Here is a 22,163-nt window from a genome sequence, read left to right as displayed (position 1 = left end):
GTGACACGCGCCGGGCGGGCCCTCGGCAGGATCTGGGGAAGTTGCGTGAAGGTGTTGTGACAGCAGCCGCCTGCGGGCCCCTGCGCCGCTACCTTCGGCGGCTATGGAGACCGTGGACGTACTCGTCGTCGGTGCCGGGCTGGCCGGCCTGCACACCGCGCGGCTACTGGCCGTACAGGGCCGTGACGTGCTTGTCGTCGACCGCCGGAGCACCCTCGACTCGGGTATCCGCACCACCGGCATCTTCGTCCGCCGTACCCTCGAAGACTTTGCGTTGCCGGCCGAGCAGCTCGGGCCGGCGATCCGCCGGGTCGTGCTCTATCCGCCGTCGCTGCGGCGGCCGGTCGAGCTGGTCAGCTCGCGCGACGAGTTCCGGGTCGCCGACATGGCCGGCATCTACGCCCATGCGTTGGCCCGCGCCAGGCAGGCCGGTGCCCGGGTACGCCTCGGCGTCTCCTATCCGGTCGACGGCGTCGCGGCCCGGTTCACCATCGGCGCGGACGGTGCCCGGTCGACGGTGGCCCGCCGGCTCGGGCTCGACGTCAACCAGCACGTGATCGTGGGCGTCGAAGAGGTGTTCCCGGTGGCCGACGGCGGCGGGCCACCGACATTCCACTGCGTGGTCGATCCGCGACTCGCCCCGGGATACCTCGCCTGGGTCGTCGACGACGGACGACACGCCCACGTCGGGCTGGCCGGGCGGCCCGACCAGCTCGCCGGCCCGCTGCCCCGGCTGCTGCGTACCTTCGGCCAGCGTTTCGGCGGGCTGCCGGCCGCGACCGGGCCGGTACGGCGTCGCGGTGGGCCGATCCCGGTCGGTGGTGTACTGCGCCGGCTCGCCTGCCCCGAGGGGCTGCTCGTCGGCGACGCGGCCGGCGCGGTGTCACCGCTGACCGCCGGCGGCCTCGACCCGTGCCTGCGGCTGTCGGAGCTGGCCGCCGCGGTGACCGACGACTACCTGCGCACCGGGGACGTGTCGGTGCTGCGGCACTACGACGGTGCGTCGCTACGGGCGCGCTTCCGGGTACGGCTGCTGATGCGCCGCGCCCTGTCCGGGGTACGGTCACCGACCGTCACCGAGGCCGCGTTCGCGCTGCTCCGAACGTCGCCGGGACGAGCCGCCGCGTCGCGCGTGCTGTTCGGCGACGGCTCGTTCCCCGACCCGCAGCTCAGTTGGAAGACGGCCACGGCATGAGCGTGACGTGCCGACGATCCGTCCGGAGCGGCGGTGTCCTTACACCCGGACCTGGACCTACGACCTGCGGCTGGCGGATACTCGCCGTGCACATCAGCTCTGCCTGAGCCGGGACGGGCGTGCGCTCGCCCGGTCGTCTCACCCCTCCCACCAGCGCCGGATCGAGCCGACCAGGCAGTCGCAGCTGGACTCGGTGAGGCCGCAGGACCAGCACACCGGGCCGGTGGGCCGGAACCTGACCTGACCGGTCCGCACGGGACGCCGCCGAGTGCACTCCGGGCAGGTGCAGCGCGTCAGCAGCGCCGCAGGCGCGGACGGTGTCGTGGACCGTGCCCAGGTTGCCGGCTGTCGGGCTGTCAGCGGAAGCGCGAGGGTCTGGTGTCCGCCAAGGGCCACTGTCCGACCGGTCACGGCCCGGAAGGGGTCCGGTTCGGCGAACAGCGTGTCTCGCGGGCTGGCGAGCGCCGTCAGCGAATACGTGCCCATGGGGATGGCCAGCTCGACCTGGTCGCCGACGAGCGCCGGCACGACGAGGCCGCTTCCGGACCGGACGGAGAGCTGACCGACGAGTACGAGGGTGACCGGGTCGCCCTCACGAAGGCCGAGTTGACGGACAGCATTCGTCAGTCCGGTCTGGAGCGAGAGCGTCGCAGGTCGCGTCGCCGACGGGCGCCCCACCCTGGACAGGTCGAGGGCATGTCCACCGGCATCGAACGCTCGTCTCGGCGTTCCGTACCGGTTGAAGATCAGGTCTCTCCGGTCGTACAGGTACTGCCCCAACCATGCGGCCGGGGGGCCGGCCACCCCGAAGGCGAGTGACGTCACCGATTGAACAAGGGCCGAGCGCCCCCGCCGTCGTTCCTCGTCGGTGAGGTCCCATGATTTCACGTCCGCTCCATCCTCGCCGGGCCTGCCACGGCACGGGCGCGTCGGGTGAATGACATGTGACAACGGTGCCGGTGGTGGAAGTGGTACGCATCGTGGTACCCACCACTACCTTTAGGCGGGATCCGAGAGCGTGACCCTGACTGGACATGATCATGAGGGCGGCACGTGGTGCTGATCGAACGGGATAGCGAACTGGAGACGGCGGATCGGCTGCTGAGCCGGGCCGCCGGCGGGCAGGGTGCCGTTCTGCTCGTGGAGGGTCCGCCCGGCATCGGCAAGACAGCGCTGCTGGCCGAGATCCGGTCCCGAGCGGCAAAGGGCGGATTCCGGCTGTTGGCCGCGCTCGGCGGTGAGTTGGAACAGGACGTACCGTTCGGAATGGTGCGGCAGTTGCTGGAGCCGCCGCTGCGGGCCGCCGGTCCGGAGGTACGCGCCGACCTGCTGTCCGGCGCGGCCAGCCTCGCCACCGTGGTGTTCGGGATGGACCCCGGCGGCGAGGGCGGGGCCGGCCCGGGCGGTGTGGAGCACGGGCTCTACTGGCTGTGCTGCAACCTCGCCGACCGGCCGCTGCTGCTCAGCATCGACGACGCGCAGTGGTCCGATGAGGCGTCCATGCGCTTCATCTCGCACCTGGGCCGGCGGCTCGGCGACATCCCCGCCCTGCTGATCCTCGCGAGCCGTTCCCGTCGCGGCGGCGATGATCCGATCGGCCGCGCCCTGACCGGGTTGAATCCGACACTTGTCGAGTTGTCCCCGATCAGCGATGAGGCGATCAGTCGACTGGTGCACGCCGAGTTGGGGCCCGATGCCGACGACGAGTTCTGCCGGGCCTGTGCCCGGGCCAGCGGCGGCAACCCGTTCCTGCTGATCGAGGCGCTGACCAGTCTGCGCGACAGCGGAGTACGCCCGCAGGCGGCGCAGGCCCGGCGAGTCGAGAACCTCCAGCCCGACACCATCAGCCGGGCGGTGCTGACCCGGCTCGCCCGGCTCGGCCCCACCGCGGTCCGGGTGGCCCGCGCGGTTGCCGTGCTCGGCCCCGCAGCCACGCCTCGGCGGGTGGCCAAGCTGGCCAGGCTGCCGGTGCACGAGGTGGCGCAGCTGGCGGAGGCGCTGGCACGTGAGGCGATCCTGGAGCCGGGTCGGCCGATGCGGTTCATACATCCGCTGGTACGCACCGCCGTATACCGCGACTCCACCGAAATGCTGCGCGCCGCCGACCACAAACGGGCCGCGCTGGTCCTGCGCGACGACGGAGCCGACCCCGACGAACTGGCCGCCCACCTGTTGCTCGCCGAGCCCGAGGCGGACCAGTGGGTGAGCCAGGCGCTGCGGGCCGCCGCCAACGGCGCGATGGCCCGCAATGCGCCCGAGCCCGCGGTGGCGTTCCTGAACAGGGCGTTGGCCGAGCCCGTCGCGCCGCCGCAGCGGCTGGCGGTCCACGCCGAACTGGGCCAGGCCCTCGGCATGGCCAACCGACCCGAGGAGGCGGCGGTCGTACTCCGCCAGGCGATCGACCTCGCCCCGACCTCGCAGGGGCGGGTGGAGCTGGCGATGCAGCTGGGCTGGCTGATGCTGCACACCGGACGCAGCCGGGCAGCCGTCGAGGCGATGGAACTCGCCCGCCTGTCGATCAACGGGGACCACCTTGAACTACCGCTCCAGCTACAGGCGGCCCTCGCCATGGTCGACATCATCACGATCAAGCCCCCGAAGACGTGGACCGCACGGCTCGACCCGCTGGTGCCGTCGCTGTCCGGCGAACGCGACGTCGAACGGCTGATCCTGTCCGTCGTGGCCTTCGGCGCGGCGGTGAGCGGCGACCGCCCCGCCGCCGAGGCCGCCCGGCTCGCCCGCCGGTCTGCGGCCGGGCCGCTCCTGTTCCGCGACAGGTGGATCCTCATCAACATGGCCAGCGCGGCGCTCGCCGTCGCCGACCACCTGCCCGAGTCCCTGGAACTGCTCGACCGTGGCATCGACGACGCGGGCCGGCTCGGAAACGCGGCCGAGTTCCGCTACCTCGCGGTACTGCGATCGCACACCGCCTTCTACGCCGGAAACCTGATCGACGCCGAGGGCGACGGGCGGGCCGCGCTCGAACTACAGGAAGACACCCGCCCCCAGGACCTCCCACTCGCCGCAGCCGTACTCGTCGACGCGTTGGTCGCCCGTGGCGCCATCGAGGAAGCCCAACGCGTGGTCACCGACAACCATCTGGACGACGACCAGTCGATGACCACACTCATCGCACACTTCGTCCTGCTGGCCCGCGGCCGGCTACGACTGGCCCAGGGCAGGTACGCCGAGGCAGCCGCAGACCTGCGGGAGTGCGGCCGGATGCTGACCGAGGGCGGGTACGGCAACCCCAACTTCGCACACTGGCGTACGGCAGCGGCACTGGCGCATCAAGCGCTCGGCCAGACCACCCTCGCCGCCGAACTGGCTGCGGAGGACCTGGAGCTGTCCCGACGCTTCGGCGCAACCAGTGCGGTGGCAAGAGCCCTGCGGGTCGGTGCGCTCATCGAACCGGGCCGGCACGCGCTGACCGAGCTGGAAGAGGCGGCGTCACTACTGGACGGCTCACCCGCAGTTCTGGAGCGGGCCCACGCGCTGGTCGACCACGGTGCCGCCCTGCGCCGCGCCGGTTACCGAACCGGTGCCGTGGCACCCCTACGGCAGGGCCTCGACCTGGCGGACCGGTGCGCGGCCACCCCACTCGCCGCCCGGGCGCGCGAGGAACTCACCGCAGCCGGAGCCCGACCACGCCGGGCCCGCCTCACCGGCCGCGAAGCGCTGACCACCGGCGAACTGCGGGTGGCACGCCTGGCCAGGAGGGGCGCCACCAACCGGGAGATCGCGCAGGGGCTGTTCGTCTCCATGCGTACCGTCGAGATCCACCTCACCAGCACGTACCGCAAGCTGGCCATCTCCAACCGGCAACAGCTGGGCGACGCCCTACCGGAAGAACCGGAGGGCGACTCCGGATGAACGCCCATCCGGGTACGGACGCCGACAGACCGAGGCAGCACGGCATCCGCTCATCGGCCCTGCTGCGAACCTTCTGGCCGTTGTTGACGGTCGGCAGCCGTCGCTGGCGTCGGCCGTGCCCAATCTGTGCCGTTGATCATGAGTCGCGTACTGTCTCGGACGGCATGGTGACGGCTGCTTTGGCAGCCCGCTCGATCGTCGCGCGCCGGGCTTCCCAGAATTCCGGTTCGCGCTGCGGCTTCGCGTAGCCGGCTGCTGTCCCCGTCGAGCCGTCGAGCTGCTCGCGCAGGATGTCGGCGTGTCCGGCGTGCCGGCTCGTCTCGGTGAGCACGTGGACCAGGATGTTGAACATCTTCACGTCGGGGCGTGGCCACCAGGGCACGTGGCCCGGAGAGTCGATGTCCAGGGCGGTGATCGTCGCGTCCGAATGCTCCGAAACACGACGGTACCGGTCGATGATCTCCTGACGCGTTTCGCGCTCGGTCACCCACGTGTCGGCCCCGCGCGCCCCGAGATCGTCCCAACGGGGCAGGGGTTCGGGAAACGGCCGATCGAAGACCTCACCGAAGTACCTGGACTCCGACAGCGACAGGTGCTTGACCAGGCCGAGAAGGTTGGTACCGGTCAAGGTCAGGGGGCGGCGGATGTCGTACTCGGACAGCCCGTCGAGCTTCCAGAGCATCGCCTCACGAATCTCACGTAGATCGCTGTGCAGGTACTCTTTCGCGAAGTCATCGATCACGGGGCACGAGCCTGCCACGCGCCGTCAGCGGGCTCAACCTGCAAGCGTTGATGGCTCTGGGTCGTCCGGTTCCGGCGGGTCTCCTACGATGTCGCCGGATGCCTTGATGGCTTCGATGAAGCGACGGAACATCGGCCAGGGGATGGTCCAGGAGCCGTGGATCGTCAGAGTGACGCGGTCGGCTGCCTCGGGGATGAAGGGTCCGCTGTCCGGAGAGGCGTCGGGTATGCGGACCTCGATGTAGTCGTTGCCCTCGGCCTCGGGCTTGACCTCGCACAACTCGTAACACCAGGCGTCATGCTCGCCGAAGTGGAACGAGTTGACCTCAAACCGCTGGCCGTCGTGCCACCAGACGTTGTTCGACGACGGAAGCTCGACATCTTCGGTCGGCGAAGCCTCGTTGTTCACGAGGTCACCCGAGGACTCGACCAGGTCGAGAAACCGGCGCAGGACCGGCCAGGGCGTTTCGCCCCCGCCGACGTGGACCACGGCGAGGCGAGCGGGCTCTGGCGTGAAGGGTCCATCGTCCGGGGTCGCGTCCGGGATGGCGACGGTGATGTGCGGCCCGGTACCCGGGGCTCCGCTCAGCCCGTCCAACTCGTAGCGCCACGCGTCCTCTGGCAGGCAGTAGAACGAGACGACCTCGTACAGGTTGCCCTCGTGAGACCAGATCTCCACGCCAGGATGATCACATAGGCGCTCGCTGTGGGCGTCAGAGATTCGAGGCTGCCGGCCGGAGGCCGCCAGCAGACCGGTGCAGGCCGACGCGGCCCGCTTACGGGCCGTCCTCATCCTCAAGACATGGGTACGGCAGTGCACAGCACCAGCCGAGTCGTCCTGTCACGGGACATGCTTGACACTTGCGTCCCACCGGATGCTTGACATGATCGGCTTCGCTCACGGCAGGCGTTGGCGGTCGCGTGATCAGGGCAGCCAGGCGGTGGTGCGTCGGTATCGCCCGAGGTTGAGCGCTTCGAACTCGTCGTAATGGCTCGCCCGTACGACGCCAAGCCCTCTCAGGACCTGCGAGATGGGACTTCCAGCTTCCGCGAACGACTGGTCCTCCTCGATCGACAGAGGTCCGACCGTCAGCTCTCCATCTGCCCACAGGGCTGCCCGTTGGCTGCCGACACCGCCAAAGAATTCCGCCTCGACGTAGCCGACCGGCCCGGCGGACGACCAGGCCGCCAGTACGCGATCGAAGCCGCCGGGAAGCTTCCAGAACCCCAACGGACGACCGGACGCGCCGGTGGTGAGCGCGTCGAAGAGTTCGTCCGTCATCGGCACCATCGCGAGGCCCTGTGGCAGCGACACCAGCACAGCGGCCAGCTGACCCTGTACCGCTGCTCGCAGCAGAGTCGCAGGGCCGATGACCGCCTCAAGCGTGTAGGCCATGCCCGCTCCGGCTAGTTGATCGTGGTCGCAAGCCTCGCATCCGCTAGACCCTAGGCCACCTGACGAGGATGTCCTGGGACGGATCCGTCAAGATCAAAGACAGCTAGAACTAGAAACAGTACGGCCCAGGCTCGGCGAGCATGCCGCTGACCTGGGAAGGAACGTGTGGAGCGGGCGACGAAAATCGAACTCGCACCGTCAGCTTGGAAGATCGTTGCCGGCTGCCCGGATGAGGTCCGGTGCGATCCCGGGACGCGACGCGCACACCGGCCGGCCAAGCTCTACAACGGGCTTCTATTGGCCGATGTTGACCGCTGCATCGGGCACGGACGTCGGTGAGGCTGAGGCTTGAACCTGTGAACCCCCCTCGCGCAGAGTTGATCGTCTTCAATCGGTGGGATCAGCCTGCTCGGCTGTGGCGCGCTATCCCGGGGTTCTGGTGGGACGTGCCGATCCACCGTCCCGAGGCCGCGTAATCCTCAGGCCCGAGGCGCCAACCGAGGCCCGGCGCATCACCTCTACCGCAGACGTCATTCTGTAACGCTCCGAGAGGGTTTCCATGATGTCCTCTTCGGTCCGGGTAGGACCTACCCTTCCCGATCGCCTCGCTATTGCGGCGACGGCGGCGCGAGCCCTTACAGGATCCAGAGAAACAGTGTTCGCTGCGAACTCCTGCGGCGGGAGAACCTGCACCCCAGCAGGCATCTTGCTCTGGGGCAGGTCTCGGATGTTGTGGGTGATGATCGCCCCAGCGCTGCCCACGAACGCGGCGGCAACCAGATGCTCATCGTCAGGGTCGGGAAGGCCATATGTGCCCTCCAGGCCTTCCCACCCAGTGACTTCCGCATCGTCGAAGTGCTGACGCATCTGCTCGATAAGGTGTCGTGCCCGCCTAGTCGCCAGGGCGTCCTCTTCGCCTCGCTCGATCCACTTCACCCTCTCCTCATACTCCAACTCTTCGAGGATGACCGCGCTCCACACGGGCCGATACATGCCCTCAATCGCAAGAGACAGCAGGAAGTCGCGCTGCAGACTGGGCCAGAGAACACAGGTATCGAGGAGGGCTGTGAACACAGCTCTATTCTGTCAGGCCCCTTCGGCGACGCGCGACTGTGCGGCGTGCCTCGCGCAGTCGCTGCAGCACTGCATCTAGGTCTTCTTCGTCGTCGATACTTACTGACGTGGCTTCCAGCGCGGCGTACTGCTCGGCCCTGCGCTGCTCCCTGTAGACGAGTAGGTCGGGCAGCAGGACCCGACGGTGGGTTCCCACTCGTTCAAATGGAATTTTGCCCTCATCGAGCAGCTTGACGACGGTAGGCCGGCTAACTCCTAGCAGGTCGGCAGCTTGCTGAGTCGTCAACGTCAGGGTCCGAGGAGCCACAGTGACTGCGAACCCCTGCTGCAGAGCCTCGACTACCTGGCGAAGCATTCCGTAGATTTCAGCCGGAAGTTCGACTCGGTCGCCGGGAGTGGCTCCGGCCAGGAAGTACCGCGGCTCCACCGGCCCTAGGCCGGCCCTCTCATGAGCCTTCAAGAAGTCATAGACCTTGGCGACCTCCTGATCAGCCTCCGGCAGGTAGGTGGCTTCCTTCAGAGCAGCTGCAGTCATGGCGCTCGCCTCCTCGTCACAAGCATCGTAACCGCATTCGTTTCTTGCGTCTACAAAACTTGGACGGCCGAGGGCCCTGCTTGCAGCCCGTGGCTGCCCACGTCCGTTCGTCCCGACCGCGGCTGCGCTGCATCGTCTGCTGTCATCGGGTGTCGTCCTGCGCCTCACAGCTCGGCTGCGACCTCGTCCGCTGCCGTGACGCGTCGAACACAGCCGGCACGGCCGCTGCCTCCTTGCTGCCTCTGGGGGTGGCCGGGAGCATCAGTTTGACCCGAGACCCGGTTGAGTGGAGAAGGCCGCTGTGTCGGCTGCCACGAGCCAGGCCCATGCGCGCGGCCGGCCTTGTGGCTCTTTGGCCGGTACCACCGACTCCCCAAGCGTCGCCCCGGAGCGTCCCGCCCGGATCTGCCCAGCGTCCCGTCCTCGTGGCCGGGCTGGTTCTCGCCCGTCCATGGCGCCCGGCCGAACGACTGACCAAGCGGACGGCACCAACCGCGCCACTGCCACGCAAGATCAAAGACAGCTAAAACTGGCAACAGTACGGCCCAGGCTCGGCGAGCATGCCGCTGACCTGGGCCGGAACGGATGGAGCGGGGCGACGAGAATCGAACTCGCACCGTCTGTTTGGAAGATCGATGGCTGTCGACCACCCTCGCGATCGTCACGGCAACTCCACATCTGCCGGACGGCCTGGTTGGTTTGGTCCTCGCTGGCCTGATTTGCCTCGGGTTAGCTCTCGTCAATGGCGTGCTGATGGCACGTCGTCGGCCGCAAACGCTAACGAGATCTGATCTTCACGGCAGTCATGATCACCCCGAGCGCCACGAACAGCACCGCCGATCCAGCTACCAAGGGATTGACGAAACCGGGCACCAGATCGGGGCCGCAGGTGGTGTCATGCAGCGGCCACATGCTGTGCGATCCACCAGCCGGGGCACCAAGGTGGTAGTCGTAGCCCTCCGGCCGCCTCAGCGCGCACCGGTCGTCGGCGTCGGTGATCAACCCGAAGGTGGTGGCCGCTAGTCCATGACCGTAGGCGGCGATCGTCGTCATCGCCGCCCCAACGGTGAGCAACCATCCCGCCCGCGTCAGCGCCCTTGACCTGTCCCGCATGATCTGGTCGCCCCTGAGGGCGAGCACGGCAAGTATCACGAGTACTGCGGCGCCGACCGCCACCACCGGCCAGGCCAGCGCTAGCAGCACAAGCGCGATGAAGATGAGAGCCATTGAAGCGCAAAATACCCTCAGACACCGTCCCGGCTTCGGGTCACCCCGCCTGCTAGCAGCGGGTGCCGGCAAGCGCGGATGACTTCACCAACTTGTCGCCTGGAGCCGCGCCGGACGGCACGAAGCGCACTACTGGCACGCGAATGGCATGCATGATCAAGAGAGCTGGAAACAGAACGACCCAGGCTCGGCGAAACTACCGCTGACCTGGGCCGGAACACTTGGAGCGGGCGACGAGAATCGAACTCGCACCGTCAGTTTGGAAGACTGAAGCTCTGCCATTGAGCTACGCCCGCGCTCGTCCCGGTCTCCCGCGACGCGACCGACAGCCTAACGCGTCGCCCCGTCGACTGGGTACCGGCACCCCGTCGAGCGGTCCAGCAGCCACCCCGCCCAGCAACGACGCCGGGCCCGGAGCACCCTCCGATACCGCAAGATCAGCTGTCCTCGTACGCCAAGATCAAGCTTGATTCGGACGACACGGCGGCGGCGTGCGGAGACCGGGCGGGCGGGACCCCGAGGGGACGGCATACACTCTTTCACGCCACGGGGTGTGGCGCAGCTTGGTAGCGCACTCGCTTTGGGAGCGAGGGGCCGTGGGTTCAAATCCCGCCACCCCGACTGTCGTCCGCCGCCGCGGGGCGCTCGTGTTGCCCCGCGCCGCCGGACAGTCATGCCGGCTCGCCTACACTCGATGGGCTGAATCCGGCCCATGAATAAAGATCGAGATCCGTCAAGGAGTACGCCTGTGAAGAGCACCGTCGAGACTCTGAGCCCGACGCGCGTGCGGCTCGCCATCGAGGTGCCGTTCGTCGAGCTCGAGCCGAGCCTCAAGAAGGCGTACCGGGAGATCGGCTCGCAGGTCACTGTGCCGGGCTTCCGGCGCGGCAAGGTACCGGCGTCGGTGATCGACCAGCGGGTCGGCCGGGGCACGGTACTCAACGAGGCCGTCCAGGACGCGATCCCGGACAACATTCTCGCTGCGGTCCGCGAGCACGACGTGAAGACGTTGGGCCGGCCCGAGGTCGAGATTACCGAGTTCAACGACGGCGACTCGCTGAAGTTCACCGCCGAGGTCGACGTCCGCCCGGAGATCGCGCTGCCCGACCTCTCCACCGTCGAGGTGACCGTCGACGAGCTGCAGATCGACGAGACCGAGATCGACCAGCAGGTCGGTAGTCTGCGGGAGCGGTTCGCCACGCTCAAGACGGTCGAGCGGCCCGCCCAGGACGGCGACTACGTCCAGATCGACCTGGCGGCGACCGTCGACGGCGAGGAGGTGCCGGGCGGCTCGGCGACCAACATCTCGCACGAGGTCGGCAGCAAGCAGCTCCTGCCCGGCCTGGACGAGGTCCTGGTCGGCGTCTCGGCCGGCGAGTCGAAGACCTTCGTGACGCAGCTCGTGGGCGGCGACTTCGCCGGCCGGGACGCCGAGGTCGCGGTGACGGTCCGCACCGTCAAGGAGAAGGAACTTCCTGCCCTCGACGACGAGTTCGCGCAGTTGGCGAGCGAGTTCGACACCCTCGAGGAGCTTCGCGGCGACGTCCGCGAGCGGGTCAGCAAGTCGAAGAAGGTCGAGCAGATCTACGCCGCCCGGGACCGCGCCCTGGAGCAGATGGTCGCCGCCGCCGACGTACCGGCCCCGGAGGGGGTCGTCCGCGAGGAGGTCGAGCACCGCAAGCAGGCGATGGTCGACCAGCTGGAGCGGATCGGCGCCTCCCTGGAGGAGTACCTCACCTCCGAGGAGAAGACCGAGGAGCAGATCGACGCCGAGCTGACCGAGGCGGCCACCGAGGGCGTCAAGATCCAGCTGCTGCTGGACACCCTGGCCGACGCCGAGGAGGTGCAGGTCTCCGACGACGAGTTCGGTCACGAGATCGTGCACCGCGCGCAGCGTGCCGGGCTGGCCCCGCAGCAGTACTACGACCAGCTGGTCCGCTCCGGCGCGGCCGGAGCCGTCTTCGGCGACGTCCGCCGGGGCAAGGCGCTGGCGATGGTGATGGAGCGCATCAAGATCTCCGACTCGGCGGGCAATCCGGTCAACCTGGAGGAGCTCCGCGCCGCGAGCGGTGAAGAGCACGACCACGAACACGACCACGATCACGAGCACTGAGCCGCGCGGGGGTCGACCGCCGGGCCCGGGCCTTCCCGGGCCGGGCCCGACCGGACAAAACCCCTGGGCGTACGTCTCCGGCGGCAACTGCGCTGATAGCGAACAGTGCCCGGACAGGGGCGTTACGACCCCGGTCAGCGGTTAGTGTCGGGCGTAAGACGGCACGGAGAGCGAAGGGCTGCCATGACTGGTTCAGACTTCTCAGCTATGCCCCTGCGGGTGATCGAAGCCCGCGGTGGGGACGCAATTGGCAACCTCGACGACTCGGTCTACAACCGGCTGCTCAAAGAGCGGATCATCTTCCTGGGCAGCGAGGTGACGGACCAGGTCGCCAACCGCATCTGCGCCCAACTGCTGCTGCTCGCCGCGGAGGACCCGGAGCGCGACATCAACCTGTGGATCAACTCGCCGGGTGGCTCGGTCTACTCCGGCATGGCGATCTACGACACCATGCAGTTCATCGACAACGACGTCTCGACCGTCGCCATGGGCATGGCCGCCTCAATGGGCCAGCTGCTGCTCTGCGCCGGCACCAAGGGCAAGCGGTACGCCCTGCCGCACGCGCGGATCATGATGCACCAGCCGTCCGGTGGCATGGGCGGTACGGCGTCCGACATCGCCATCCAGGCCGAGCAGATGCTCTACACCAAGCGGATGTTCCAGGAGCGGGTTTCCCACCACACCGGCCAGGAGCAGGCACAGATCGAGTCGGACTCCGACCGTGACCGCTGGTTCACCGCGACCGAGGCCAAGGACTACGGCTTCATCGACAAGGTGATCTCCGGAGCCACCCAGGTTCCGGAAGGCGCCGGGACCCTGAGCTGAGGAGCTTGACGATGACTGACCCGAACCTGCTGTCCGGCGGCTTCGAACCGGTGCACAACCGGTACGTCCTGCCCTCCTTCGTCGAGCGCACGTCGTACGGCGTGAAGGAGTCGAACCCCTACAACAAGCTCTTCGAGGACCGGATCATCTTCCTCGGGGTCCAGGTGGACGACGCGTCGGCCAACGACGTGATGGCCCAGCTGCTGACCCTGGAGGGCACCGACCCGGACCGCGACATCATCATGTACATCAACTCGCCCGGTGGTTCGTTCACCGCCATGACGGCGATCTACGACACCATGCAGTACGTCCGGCCGGACATCCAGACGGTCTGCCTCGGGCAGGCGGCCAGTGCCGCCGCGGTGCTGCTCGCCGCCGGTACGCCCGGCAAGCGGATGGCGCTGCCGAACTCGCGGATCATCATCCACCAGCCGGCCACCGAGGGCGGCTACGGGCAGGGCTCGGACATCGAGATCCAGGCCCGGGAGATCCTGCGGATGCGTACGCAGCTGGAGGAGATGCTCTCCCGACACTCCAACCAGCCGGTTGAGCGGGTCCGTCGTGATATCGATCGTGACAAGTTCATGACGGCCGAGGAGTCGCGGGAGTACGGGCTGGTCGACACCATCCTGACCAGCCGAAAGAAGGGTCTTCTCGCGGCCAACGCCTCGAGCTGATCGACTCGGGTCGGAGGCCGGCCGGGCGGTGATACGGCGGCCGGCCTCTGACACACCCGTTTTGGGGGTCGGAGAAACCTCGCGCAGCGAGTAACGTCGGTTCTGCACCGCACACCGCCGGCCGCGACCGGCCGGCACGAAAGACCGACGGGGTGTACCGTCCGCAGGCCAGTTGCCTCTTCAAGGCTGGCCGATGAGCGCAGGGAGAACGTAGGTGGCACGGATCGGCGACGGTGGCGACCTACTCAAGTGCTCCTTCTGTGGTAAGTCGCAGAAGCAGGTCAAGAAGCTCATCGCGGGGCCCGGGGTCTACATCTGTGACGAGTGCATAGACCTCTGCAACGAGATCATCGAAGAGGAGTTGGCCGAGTCCGGCGAGGTGAAGTGGGAAGAACTTCCCAAGCCGATGGAGATCTGCCAGTTCCTCGACTCGTACGTGGTCGGCCAGGACCAGGCGAAGAAGGCCCTCGCGGTCGCGGTCTACAACCACTACAAGCGGATCCAGGCCGAGGGCGCCAGCGGGCCCGGCTCGGGCGACGCGGTGGAACTCGCCAAGTCCAACATCCTGCTGATCGGGCCCACCGGGTGCGGCAAGACACACCTGGCCCAGACGCTGGCCCGGATGCTGAACGTGCCGTTCGCCATCGCCGACGCGACCGCGTTGACCGAGGCCGGCTACGTCGGTGAGGACGTCGAGAACATCCTCCTGAAGCTGATCCAGGCCGCCGACTACGACATCAAGCGGGCCGAGACCGGCATCATCTACATCGACGAGGTCGACAAGATCGCCCGCAAGTCGGAGAACCCGTCGATCACCCGGGACGTCTCGGGCGAGGGCGTGCAGCAGGCGCTGCTCAAGATCCTGGAAGGCACGGTGGCGAACGTGCCGCCGCAGGGCGGTCGTAAGCACCCCCACCAGGAGTTCATCCAGATCGACACCACCAACGTGCTGTTCATCTGCGGTGGCGCCTTCGCCGGGCTGGACCAGATCATCGAGTCGCGTACCGGCCAGGGCGGGTTGGGCTTCGGCGCTCACCTCCGGTCAATCTCCGAACGCTCCACCGATGACATCTTCGGTCGGGTCATGCCGGAGGACATGCTCAAGTTCGGCCTGATCCCCGAGTTCATCGGCCGGCTGCCGGTGATCACGAACGTCCGCAGCCTGAACCGCGAGGCGCTGGTCCGGATCCTGACCGAACCACGCAACGCGCTGGTCCGGCAATATCAGCGCCTCTTCGAGATCGACGGCGTCGAGCTGGAGTTCGAGCCGGACGCGCTGGAGGCGATCGCGGACCAGGCGATGTTGCGTGGTACGGGTGCCCGTGGACTGCGGGCCATCCTCGAAGAGGTCCTCCTCTCCGTGATGTACGAGGTGCCGAGCAACCCGAACGCGGCCCGCGTACTGATCACCCGGGGTGTCGTCCTCGAGAACGTGAACCCGACGATCGTGCCGCGCGAGTTCACCGGGCGCCGTGCCCGTCGTGAGCGCGAGGAGCGGTCGGCCTGAGGGCCGGGCCCACGGACCGACCGTAGGCAGTGCGCCGCGCCGCCCTGCTGGCGCGGTAGGCCCCCTGTCCACACCCCAGGGGTCCAACCACCCACCATCGTGCTCTGTTGGACGGCCTGGCGACCCGTACCCGGTCGCCGTAGGCTTCCGGCATGCGCGTCGCCGTCTGCCAACTCAACGCCCGCGACGACCGGAAGGCGAACCTGGCCGCCGCCGGCGAGCTAATCGGTAGGGCCGCGGCGGCCGGTGCGGACCTCGCGATCCTTCCGGAGTACGTCGACTACCTCGGCCCGTCGCGTGGTCTGCCGACGCCCGAGCCGACGGACGGCGAGTTCGCCGAGTTCTTCAGCGCGGCCGCTCGGCAGCACGGCATGTGGGTGCTCGCGGGATCGTTCCACGAAACCGGGCCGGACGAGGAGCACACCTACAACACGTCACTGGTCTTCGACCGGGGCGGCGCGCTCGCGGCGACGTACCGGAAGATCCACCTCTACGACGTGCAGATCCCCGGTCGGGTCTCCTATCTGGAATCCCGGAACGTCGCCGCCGGCACCGAACCGGTGGTGGTCGACGTCGACGGCGTACCGGTGGGCTTGTCGATCTGCTACGACCTGCGCTTCCCCGAGCTGTACCGGCAGCTGGCCGTCGACGGAGCGCAACTGCTGGTGGTGCCCGCCGCGTTCATGATGCACACCGGACGTGACCACTGGGAGGTGCTGCTGCGCGCCCGGGCGATCGAGAACCAGTGTTACGTGGCGGCGGCGGGCCAGATCGGTGATCACGACCCGGGACGTACCTGCTTCGGTCGCAGCATGGTGATCGATCCTTGGGGGACGGTCCTCGGCCAGGCGCCCGACACCGTCGGTGTCGTCGTGGTCGACCTGGATTTCGAGCGGTTGCGCGAGATCCGGACGGAGCTGCCGAGCCTGGCCAACCGCCGGCTCTGACCAAACGCCGGCGGTACGCGCGCGGTGTTCCTGCCGCCGCTACTGCAGCAGCACTCCGACCAGGGCCAGTCCGACGATCACCGACGCGGTGACGAGCAGTCCGGTGGTCATCCGGGACATGCCCCGCCGGGCCAGTCGTCGGACCGACGCGATCACGGCCAGCAGCACGAGCCCGCCGATCACCAGTTGCCAGAACGGTAGGAGGAGAGCCGAGATGCTGTCTTGCGCCACGACGATGTCGGTGTCGCTAGGTGCGGCCATGGTTGCCACTCTGGCACGGCTGGCAAGGGCTGACACGGACATCCAGGGCGGGGTGGGTAACCGAGACGGGAAGAGGAGGCGGACGTCGATTTGCGTCGGGCGGGCCGGCAGCGTAACTTTCTCTCTGCAAGCGGGACCCCGGACGGATGGCCGGGCCGCGAACACTCCGGTCTTACGAAGGCAACTGCCGACGGAGGACGGGAACGGGTGGTGCGCTCAGCCGGATGAAGTTCAGGTTGAGATTGCGAGACCAACCGGGTAGAGTACCTGAAGCCGGCAGGAGCCGGGCAGATGTGCCGCGAGCGGCCGTCGGCCGGTCTGAAGGCTTCCCCCTTACGAAACGACCACCGGATCACGGTGTGCGTCAGCACGGGGACACTCGGGCGAAGCAGATTGAGACTGAAGTTCAGGCTTGACACTGCGACACCGACCGGGTAGATTGGGCGAGTTGCCCCGAGGACGGGCCCAAACTTTGGGAACGCGATCGGTGTGTGTTTGTTCTTTGAGAACTCAACAGGGTGCTTGATAAGCCAGTGCCAAAATGGTTTTGATTGTTTTGGCAGCAAGTGTTTTTATTGTTGCCGGGTTGATTTTCCAAGTTTTTGTTGGAGAGTTTGATCCTGGCTCAGGACGAACGCTGGCGGCGTGCTTAACACATGCAAGTCGAGCGGAAAGGCCCTTCGGGGTACTCGAGCGGCGAACGGGTGAGTAACACGTGAGTAACCTGCCCCAGGCTTTGGGATAACCCCGGGAAACCGGGGCTAATACCGAATATGACTTTTGGTCGCATGACCGAGGGTGGAAAGTTTTTCGGCTTGGGATGGGCTCGCGGCCTATCAGCTTGTTGGTGGGGTGATGGCCTACCAAGGCGACGACGGGTAGCCGGCCTGAGAGGGCGACCGGCCACACTGGGACTGAGACACGGCCCAGACTCCTACGGGAGGCAGCAGTGGGGAATATTGCACAATGGGCGGAAGCCTGATGCAGCGACGCCGCGTGAGGGATGACGGCCTTCGGGTTGTAAACCTCTTTCAGCAGGGACGAAGCGAAAGTGACGGTACCTGCAGAAGAAGCGCCGGCCAACTACGTGCCAGCAGCCGCGGTAAGACGTAGGGCGCGAGCGTTGTCCGGATTTATTGGGCGTAAAGAGCTCGTAGGCGGCTTGTCGCGTCGACTGTGAAAACCCACAGCTCAACTGTGGGCTTGCAGCCGATACGGGCAGGCTAGAATTCGGTAGGGGAGACTGGAATTCCTGGTGTAGCGGTGAAATGCGCAGATATCAGGAGGAACACCGGTGGCGAAGGCGGGTCTCTGGGCCGATATTGACGCTGAGGAGCGAAAGCGTGGGGAGCGAACAGGATTAGATACCCTGGTAGTCCACGCTGTAAACGTTGGGCGCTAGGTGTGGGGGACCTCTCCGGTTCTCTGTGCCGCAGCTAACGCATTAAGCGCCCCGCCTGGGGAGTACGGCCGCAAGGCTAAAACTCAAAGGAATTGACGGGGGCCCGCACAAGCGGCGGAGCATGCGGATTAATTCGATGCAACGCGAAGAACCTTACCTGGGTTTGACATGGCCGCAAAACCTGCAGAGATGTGGGGTCCTTCGGGGGCGGTCACAGGTGGTGCATGGCTGTCGTCAGCTCGTGTCGTGAGATGTTGGGTTAAGTCCCGCAACGAGCGCAACCCTTGTTCGATGTTGCCAGCGCGTTATGGCGGGGACTCATCGAAGACTGCCGGGGTCAACTCGGAGGAAGGTGGGGATGACGTCAAGTCATCATGCCCCTTATGTCCAGGGCTTCACGCATGCTACAATGGCCGGTACAATGGGCTGCGATACCGTGAGGTGGAGCGAATCCCAAAAAGCCGGTCTCAGTTCGGATCGGGGTCTGCAACTCGACCCCGTGAAGTCGGAGTCGCTAGTAATCGCAGATCAGCAACGCTGCGGTGAATACGTTCCCGGGCCTTGTACACACCGCCCGTCACGTCACGAAAGTCGGCAACACCCGAAGCCCATGGCCTAACCGGTTTTCCGGAGGGAGTGGTCGAAGGTGGGGCTGGCGATTGGGACGAAGTCGTAACAAGGTAGCCGTACCGGAAGGTGCGGCTGGATCACCTCCTTTCTAAGGAGCACCTCTCGGCGAAGGTCGGGTAGGAGCCCACGGTCCGCGTATGTCGGGTCGGGGTGCTCAATGGCGGAGACACTGGCGAGTTTGTTACCGGCAACGGCCTTCTTTCCACTAGTACAACCCTTTCGGGGGTGTGGAGGGTGGTGGGGGTGCGGCTGGTTGGCGAATGTAGAGCATCCTGTTGGGTCCTGAGGGAACAAACCGTGGTCCTCTTCGTGAGGGCGGGGTTGTTGTCTTGGGTTGCCAGGCATGGCCTGGTCTCACATACCGGATCCCTTGTGGGGTTGTTGGTGTGGGGCTGTGGGTTGTGGGTTGGTCGTTTGTTGAGAATTACACAGTGGACGCGAGCATCTTTGTGGTCAAGTTGTCAAGGGCGAACGGTGGATGCCTTGGCACTAGGAGCCGATGAAGGACGTGGGAGGCCGCGATAGGCCTGGGGGAGCTGTCAACCAAGCTGTGATCCCAGGGTGTCCGAATGGGGTAACCCGGCATCAGTCATGTGGTGTCACCCGCACCTGAATTCATAGGGTGTGTGGAGGGAACGCGGGGAAGTGAAACATCTCAGTACCCGCAGGAAGAGAAAACAACAGTGATTCCGTGAGTAGTGGCGAGCGAAAGCGGATTGAGGCTAAACCGGTTGCGTGTGATACCTGTCAGGGGTTGCGTGGTCGGGGTTGTGGGACCTCATGACATGAGCTGACACTTGTGTGGAGAGTTATAAAACCAGTTGCTAGTCGAATGGTGTGGAAAAGCCAACCGTAGACGGTGAGAGTCCGGTAGGTGAAAGTGGCTGGTCTCTTTTGTGGGTGTTCCCGAGTAGCGGCGGACTCCTGTAATCTGCCGTGAATCTGCCAGGACCACCTGGTAAGCCTAAATACTTCCTAGTGACCGATAGCGGACGAGTACCGTGAGGGAATGGTGAAAAGTACCCCGGGAGGGGAGTGAAATAGTACCTGAAACCGTTCGCCTACAATCCGTCGGAGCCTTTAGGGGTGACGGCGTGCCTTTTGAAGAATGAGCCTGCGAGTTAGTGGCACGTGGCGAGGTTAACCCGTGTGGGGTAGCCGTAGCGAAAGCGAGTCTTAATAGGGCGTGTAGTCGCGTGTTCTAGACCCGAAGCGGAGTGATCTAGCCATGGGCAGGCTGAAGCGCGGGTAAGACCGCGTGGAGGGCCGAACCCACCAACGTTGAAAAGTTGGGGGATGACCTGTGGTTAGGGGTGAAAGGCCAATCAAACTCCGTGATAGCTGGTTCTCCCCGAAATGCATTTAGGTGCAGCGTCGCGTGTTTCTTGCCGGAGGTAGAGCACTGGATGGTCTAGGGGCCCTACAAGGTTACTGAAATCAGCCAAACTCCGAATGCCGGTAAGTGAGAGCGCGGCAGTGAGACTGCGGGGGATAAGCTTCGTAGTCGAGAGGGAAACAGCCCAGATCACCAGCTAAGGCCCCTAAGCGTGTGCTAAGTGGAAAAGGATGTGGGGTCGCACAGACAACCAGGAGGTTGGCTTAGAAGCAGCCACCCTTTAAAGAGTGCGTAATAGCTCACTGGTCAAGTGGTTCCGCGCCGACAATGTAGCGGGGCTCAAGTACACCGCCGAAGCTGTGGCATTCACATTTTAACTTCGCATGACTCTTTGGGGTTGTGTGCAGGTGTGTGGATGGGTAGGGGAGCGTCGTGCCGCGAGTGAAGCAGCAGGGTGACCTAGTTGTGGACGCGGCACGAGTGAGAATGCAGGCATGAGTAGCGAAAGAAGGGTGAGAAACCCTTCCGCCGGATGACCAAGGGTTCCAGGGCCAGGTTAATCCGCCCTGGGTGAGTCGGGACCTAAGGCGAGGCCGAGAGGCGTAGTCGATGGACAACGGGTTGATATTCCCGTACCCGTGTAGGAGCGCCCGTGATGAACCTTGTTGTGCTAACCACCCGATCTTGGTGAGGTCTTCGGACTGATCTGGGGGAGCGTGGGAACCTGGCGGGTAGTAGTCAAGCGATGGGGTGACGCAGGAAGGTAGCTGAGCCCGGCCGGTGGTTGTGCCGGGGTAAGCGTGTAGGCCGTACCATAGGCAAATCCGTGGTGCATTAAGGCTGAGACGTGATGCCGAGCCGATTCAGGTGAAGTCAGTGATCCTATGCTGCCGAGAAAAGCCTCTAGCGAGTTCCGAGCGGCCCGTACCCCAAACCGACACAGGTGGTCAGGTAGAGAATACCGAGGCGATCGGGTGAACTGTGGTTAAGGAACTCGGCAAATTGCCCCCGTAACTTAGGGAGAAGGGGGGCCGGAGACGTGAAGGGACTTGCTCCTGGAGCGTTGTATGGCCGCAGAGAGCAGGGGGAAGCGACTGTTTACTAAAAACACAGGTCCATGCGAAGAAGTAATTCGATGTATATGGACTGACGCCTGCCCGGTGCTGGAACGTTAAGGGGACCGGTTAGTCTTTCGGGGCGAAGCTGAGAACTTAAGCGCCAGTAAACGGCGGTGGTAACTATAACCATCCTAAGGTAGCGAAATTCCTTGTCGGGTAAGTTCCGACCTGCACGAATGGCGTAACGACTTCCCCACTGTCTCAACCACAGGCCCGGCGAAATTGCAGTACGAGTAAAGATGCTCGTTACGCGCGGCAGGACGGAAAGACCCCGGGACCTTTACTATAGCTTGACATTGGTACTTGAATTAGCTTGTGTAGGATAGGTGGGAGCCGGTGAAGTCCATACGCCAGTATGGGTGGAGGCAATCTTGAAATACCACTCTGGTTGGTTTGGGTATCTAACTTCGGGCCCTTATCGGGTTCAGGGACAGTGTCTGGTGGGTAGTTTAACTGGGGCGGTTGCCTCCTAAAATGTAACGGAGGCGCCCAAAGGTTCCCTCAGCCTGGTTGGCAATCAGGTGTTGAGTGTAAGTGTATAAGGGAGCTTGACTGTGAGACTGACGGGTCGAGCAGGGACGAAAGTCGGGACTAGTGATCCGGCACTTGCGTGTGGAAGCGGTGTCGCTCAACGGATAAAAGGTACCCCGGGGATAACAGGCTGATCTTCCCCAAGAGTCCATATCGACGGGATGGTTTGGCACCTCGATGTCGGCTCGTCGCATCCTGGGGCTGTAGCAGGTCCCAAGGGTTGGGCTGTTCGCCCATTAAAGCGGTACGCGAGCTGGGTTTAGAACGTCGTGAGACAGTTCGGTCCCTATCCGCCGTGCGCGTAGGATACTTGAGAAGGGCTGTCCCTAGTACGAGAGGACCGGGACGGACGAACCTCTGGTGTGCCAGTTGTCCCGCCAGGGGCATGGCTGGTTGGCTACGTTCGGAAGGGATAACCGCTGAAAGCATCTAAGCGGGAAGCCTGCTTCAAGATGAGGTATCCCACCCCTGTAAAGGGGGTAAGGCCCCCAGGTAGACGACTGGGTTGATAGGCCGGAAATGTAAGCCAGGTAACTGGTTCAGTTGACCGGTACTAATAGGCCGAGGACTTGACTACAAAGCTGCTACGCGTCCACTGTGTGATTCACAGCAAACGAACAACAGACCCCCAAATGTGTTTTGGGTGGTGTTGTTTGATTTGTTGATAGAGTTACGGCGGTTATGGCGGAGGGGAAACGCCCGGTAACATTCCGAACCCGGAAGCTAAGCCCTCCAGCGCTGATGGTACTGCACTCGGGAGGGTGTGGGAGAGTAG

15 protein-coding genes, 2 tRNA genes and 3 rRNA genes are annotated in these 22,163 nt (G+C 65.4%); 11 read left to right on the top strand and 9 right to left on the bottom strand.

The window, feature by feature from the left end; translation table 11 throughout:
- Positions 1 to 103 precede the first annotated feature (103 nt).
- Entirely contained in the window at positions 104 to 1,195 is a 1,092-nt protein-coding gene (locus H4W31_RS00100) for an NAD(P)/FAD-dependent oxidoreductase (RefSeq protein ID WP_192764750.1), read from the top strand.
- Positions 1,196 to 1,333: 138 nt separating this feature from the next.
- Here H4W31_RS00100 and H4W31_RS00095 read toward each other — a convergent pair whose 3' ends face one another.
- Positions 1,334 to 2,083: a hypothetical protein gene (locus tag H4W31_RS00095; protein ID WP_192764749.1), complete on the bottom strand. Its 750-nt coding sequence runs from the start codon at positions 2,081 to 2,083 to the stop codon at positions 1,334 to 1,336.
- Positions 2,084 to 2,251: 168 nt separating this feature from the next.
- On the opposite strand from H4W31_RS00095, the gene H4W31_RS00090 reads away from it, so the two are divergent.
- Positions 2,252 to 5,068, top strand: coding sequence for a helix-turn-helix transcriptional regulator (locus H4W31_RS00090; RefSeq protein WP_192764748.1), 2,817 nt, complete (start codon positions 2,252 to 2,254; stop codon positions 5,066 to 5,068).
- A gap of 136 nt (positions 5,069 to 5,204) precedes the next feature.
- Here the strand turns inward: H4W31_RS00090 and H4W31_RS00085 are convergent, their stop codons facing one another.
- The 7 genes from H4W31_RS00085 to H4W31_RS00055 all read right to left on the bottom strand — a co-directional run bounded on the left by H4W31_RS00085 (position 5,205) and on the right by H4W31_RS00055 (position 10,337).
- Positions 5,205 to 5,810, bottom strand: coding sequence for a DinB family protein (locus tag H4W31_RS00085; RefSeq protein WP_192764747.1), 606 nt, complete (start codon positions 5,808 to 5,810; stop codon positions 5,205 to 5,207).
- A gap of 33 nt (positions 5,811 to 5,843) precedes the next feature.
- Entirely contained in the window at positions 5,844 to 6,488 is a 645-nt protein-coding gene (locus H4W31_RS00080) for a hypothetical protein (protein WP_318782945.1), read from the bottom strand.
- Positions 6,489 to 6,734: 246 nt separating this feature from the next.
- Positions 6,735 to 7,205, bottom strand: coding sequence for a hypothetical protein (locus H4W31_RS00075; protein ID WP_192764746.1), 471 nt, complete (start codon positions 7,203 to 7,205; stop codon positions 6,735 to 6,737).
- A 423-nt stretch (positions 7,206 to 7,628) separates the two neighbouring features.
- Positions 7,629 to 8,279: a PIN domain-containing protein gene (locus H4W31_RS00070; protein WP_192764745.1), complete on the bottom strand. Its 651-nt coding sequence runs from the start codon at positions 8,277 to 8,279 to the stop codon at positions 7,629 to 7,631.
- A 4-nt stretch (positions 8,280 to 8,283) separates the two neighbouring features.
- Positions 8,284 to 8,814, bottom strand: a complete 531-nt coding sequence (locus tag H4W31_RS00065; RefSeq protein ID WP_192764744.1) for a helix-turn-helix domain-containing protein — start codon at positions 8,812 to 8,814, stop codon at positions 8,284 to 8,286.
- Between the two features lie 777 nt (positions 8,815 to 9,591).
- Positions 9,592 to 10,041, bottom strand: a complete 450-nt coding sequence (locus H4W31_RS00060; RefSeq protein WP_192764743.1) for a hypothetical protein — start codon at positions 10,039 to 10,041, stop codon at positions 9,592 to 9,594.
- A 222-nt stretch (positions 10,042 to 10,263) separates the two neighbouring features.
- Positions 10,264 to 10,337: transfer RNA gene (locus H4W31_RS00055), tRNA-Gly, on the bottom strand.
- A 251-nt stretch (positions 10,338 to 10,588) separates the two neighbouring features.
- On the opposite strand from H4W31_RS00055, the gene H4W31_RS00050 reads away from it, so the two are divergent.
- The 6 genes from H4W31_RS00050 to H4W31_RS00025 all read left to right on the top strand — a co-directional run bounded on the left by H4W31_RS00050 (position 10,589) and on the right by H4W31_RS00025 (position 16,110).
- A tRNA-Pro gene (locus H4W31_RS00050) sits at positions 10,589 to 10,662 on the top strand.
- 127 nt (positions 10,663 to 10,789) lie between these two features.
- Positions 10,790 to 12,154 (top strand): trigger factor, encoded by a 1,365-nt coding sequence (tig, locus tag H4W31_RS00045; protein WP_192764742.1) that lies wholly within the window; start codon positions 10,790 to 10,792, stop codon positions 12,152 to 12,154.
- A 183-nt stretch (positions 12,155 to 12,337) separates the two neighbouring features.
- Entirely contained in the window at positions 12,338 to 12,979 is a 642-nt protein-coding gene (locus H4W31_RS00040; protein WP_404825549.1) for an ATP-dependent Clp protease proteolytic subunit, read from the top strand.
- 11 nt (positions 12,980 to 12,990) lie between these two features.
- Positions 12,991 to 13,656, top strand: coding sequence for an ATP-dependent Clp protease proteolytic subunit (locus H4W31_RS00035; protein WP_192764740.1), 666 nt, complete (start codon positions 12,991 to 12,993; stop codon positions 13,654 to 13,656).
- A gap of 214 nt (positions 13,657 to 13,870) precedes the next feature.
- Positions 13,871 to 15,163: an ATP-dependent Clp protease ATP-binding subunit ClpX gene (gene clpX / locus H4W31_RS00030; RefSeq protein WP_192764739.1), complete on the top strand. Its 1,293-nt coding sequence runs from the start codon at positions 13,871 to 13,873 to the stop codon at positions 15,161 to 15,163.
- Between the two features lie 152 nt (positions 15,164 to 15,315).
- Positions 15,316 to 16,110: a carbon-nitrogen hydrolase family protein gene (locus H4W31_RS00025; protein WP_192764738.1), complete on the top strand. Its 795-nt coding sequence runs from the start codon at positions 15,316 to 15,318 to the stop codon at positions 16,108 to 16,110.
- 39 nt (positions 16,111 to 16,149) lie between these two features.
- On the opposite strand, the gene H4W31_RS00020 is transcribed toward H4W31_RS00025, so the two are convergent.
- Positions 16,150 to 16,371, bottom strand: coding sequence for a hypothetical protein (locus tag H4W31_RS00020; RefSeq protein ID WP_192764737.1), 222 nt, complete (start codon positions 16,369 to 16,371; stop codon positions 16,150 to 16,152).
- A 602-nt stretch (positions 16,372 to 16,973) separates the two neighbouring features.
- Between H4W31_RS00020 and H4W31_RS00015 the strand changes: the two genes are divergently transcribed.
- From H4W31_RS00015 to rrf, 3 genes are all read left to right on the top strand, one after another.
- Positions 16,974 to 18,491 (top strand): 16S ribosomal RNA (locus H4W31_RS00015).
- 363 nt (positions 18,492 to 18,854) lie between these two features.
- Positions 18,855 to 21,965 (top strand): 23S ribosomal RNA (locus H4W31_RS00010).
- Positions 21,966 to 22,059: 94 nt separating this feature from the next.
- A 5S ribosomal RNA gene (gene rrf / locus H4W31_RS00005) occupies positions 22,060 to 22,163 on the top strand; the annotation flags it as partial.

Source organism: Plantactinospora soyae, from assembly GCF_014874095.1.
Lineage (GTDB): Bacteria > Actinomycetota > Actinomycetes > Mycobacteriales > Micromonosporaceae > Plantactinospora > Plantactinospora soyae.
This window is presented reverse-complemented; position numbering and strand designations above follow the sequence as displayed.

Bases quoted from the DNA above. Each gene is read 5' to 3' on its own strand.
- H4W31_RS00020 (WP_192764737.1), bottom strand. From the start codon at position 16,371: ATGGCCGCACCTAGCGACACCGACATCGTCGTGGCGCAAGACAGCATC.
- H4W31_RS00060 (WP_192764743.1), bottom strand. From the start codon at position 10,041: ATGGCTCTCATCTTCATCGCGCTTGTGCTGCTAGCGCTGGCCTGGCCG.
- H4W31_RS00040 (WP_404825549.1), top strand. From the start codon at position 12,338: ATGACTGGTTCAGACTTCTCAGCTATGCCCCTGCGGGTGATCGAAGCC.
- H4W31_RS00075 (WP_192764746.1), bottom strand. From the start codon at position 7,205: ATGGCCTACACGCTTGAGGCGGTCATCGGCCCTGCGACTCTGCTGCGA.
- H4W31_RS00025 (WP_192764738.1), top strand. From the start codon at position 15,316: ATGCGCGTCGCCGTCTGCCAACTCAACGCCCGCGACGACCGGAAGGCG.
- H4W31_RS00065 (WP_192764744.1), bottom strand. From the start codon at position 8,814: ATGACTGCAGCTGCTCTGAAGGAAGCCACCTACCTGCCGGAGGCTGAT.
- H4W31_RS00100 (WP_192764750.1), top strand. From the start codon at position 104: ATGGAGACCGTGGACGTACTCGTCGTCGGTGCCGGGCTGGCCGGCCTG.
- H4W31_RS00035 (WP_192764740.1), top strand. From the start codon at position 12,991: ATGACTGACCCGAACCTGCTGTCCGGCGGCTTCGAACCGGTGCACAAC.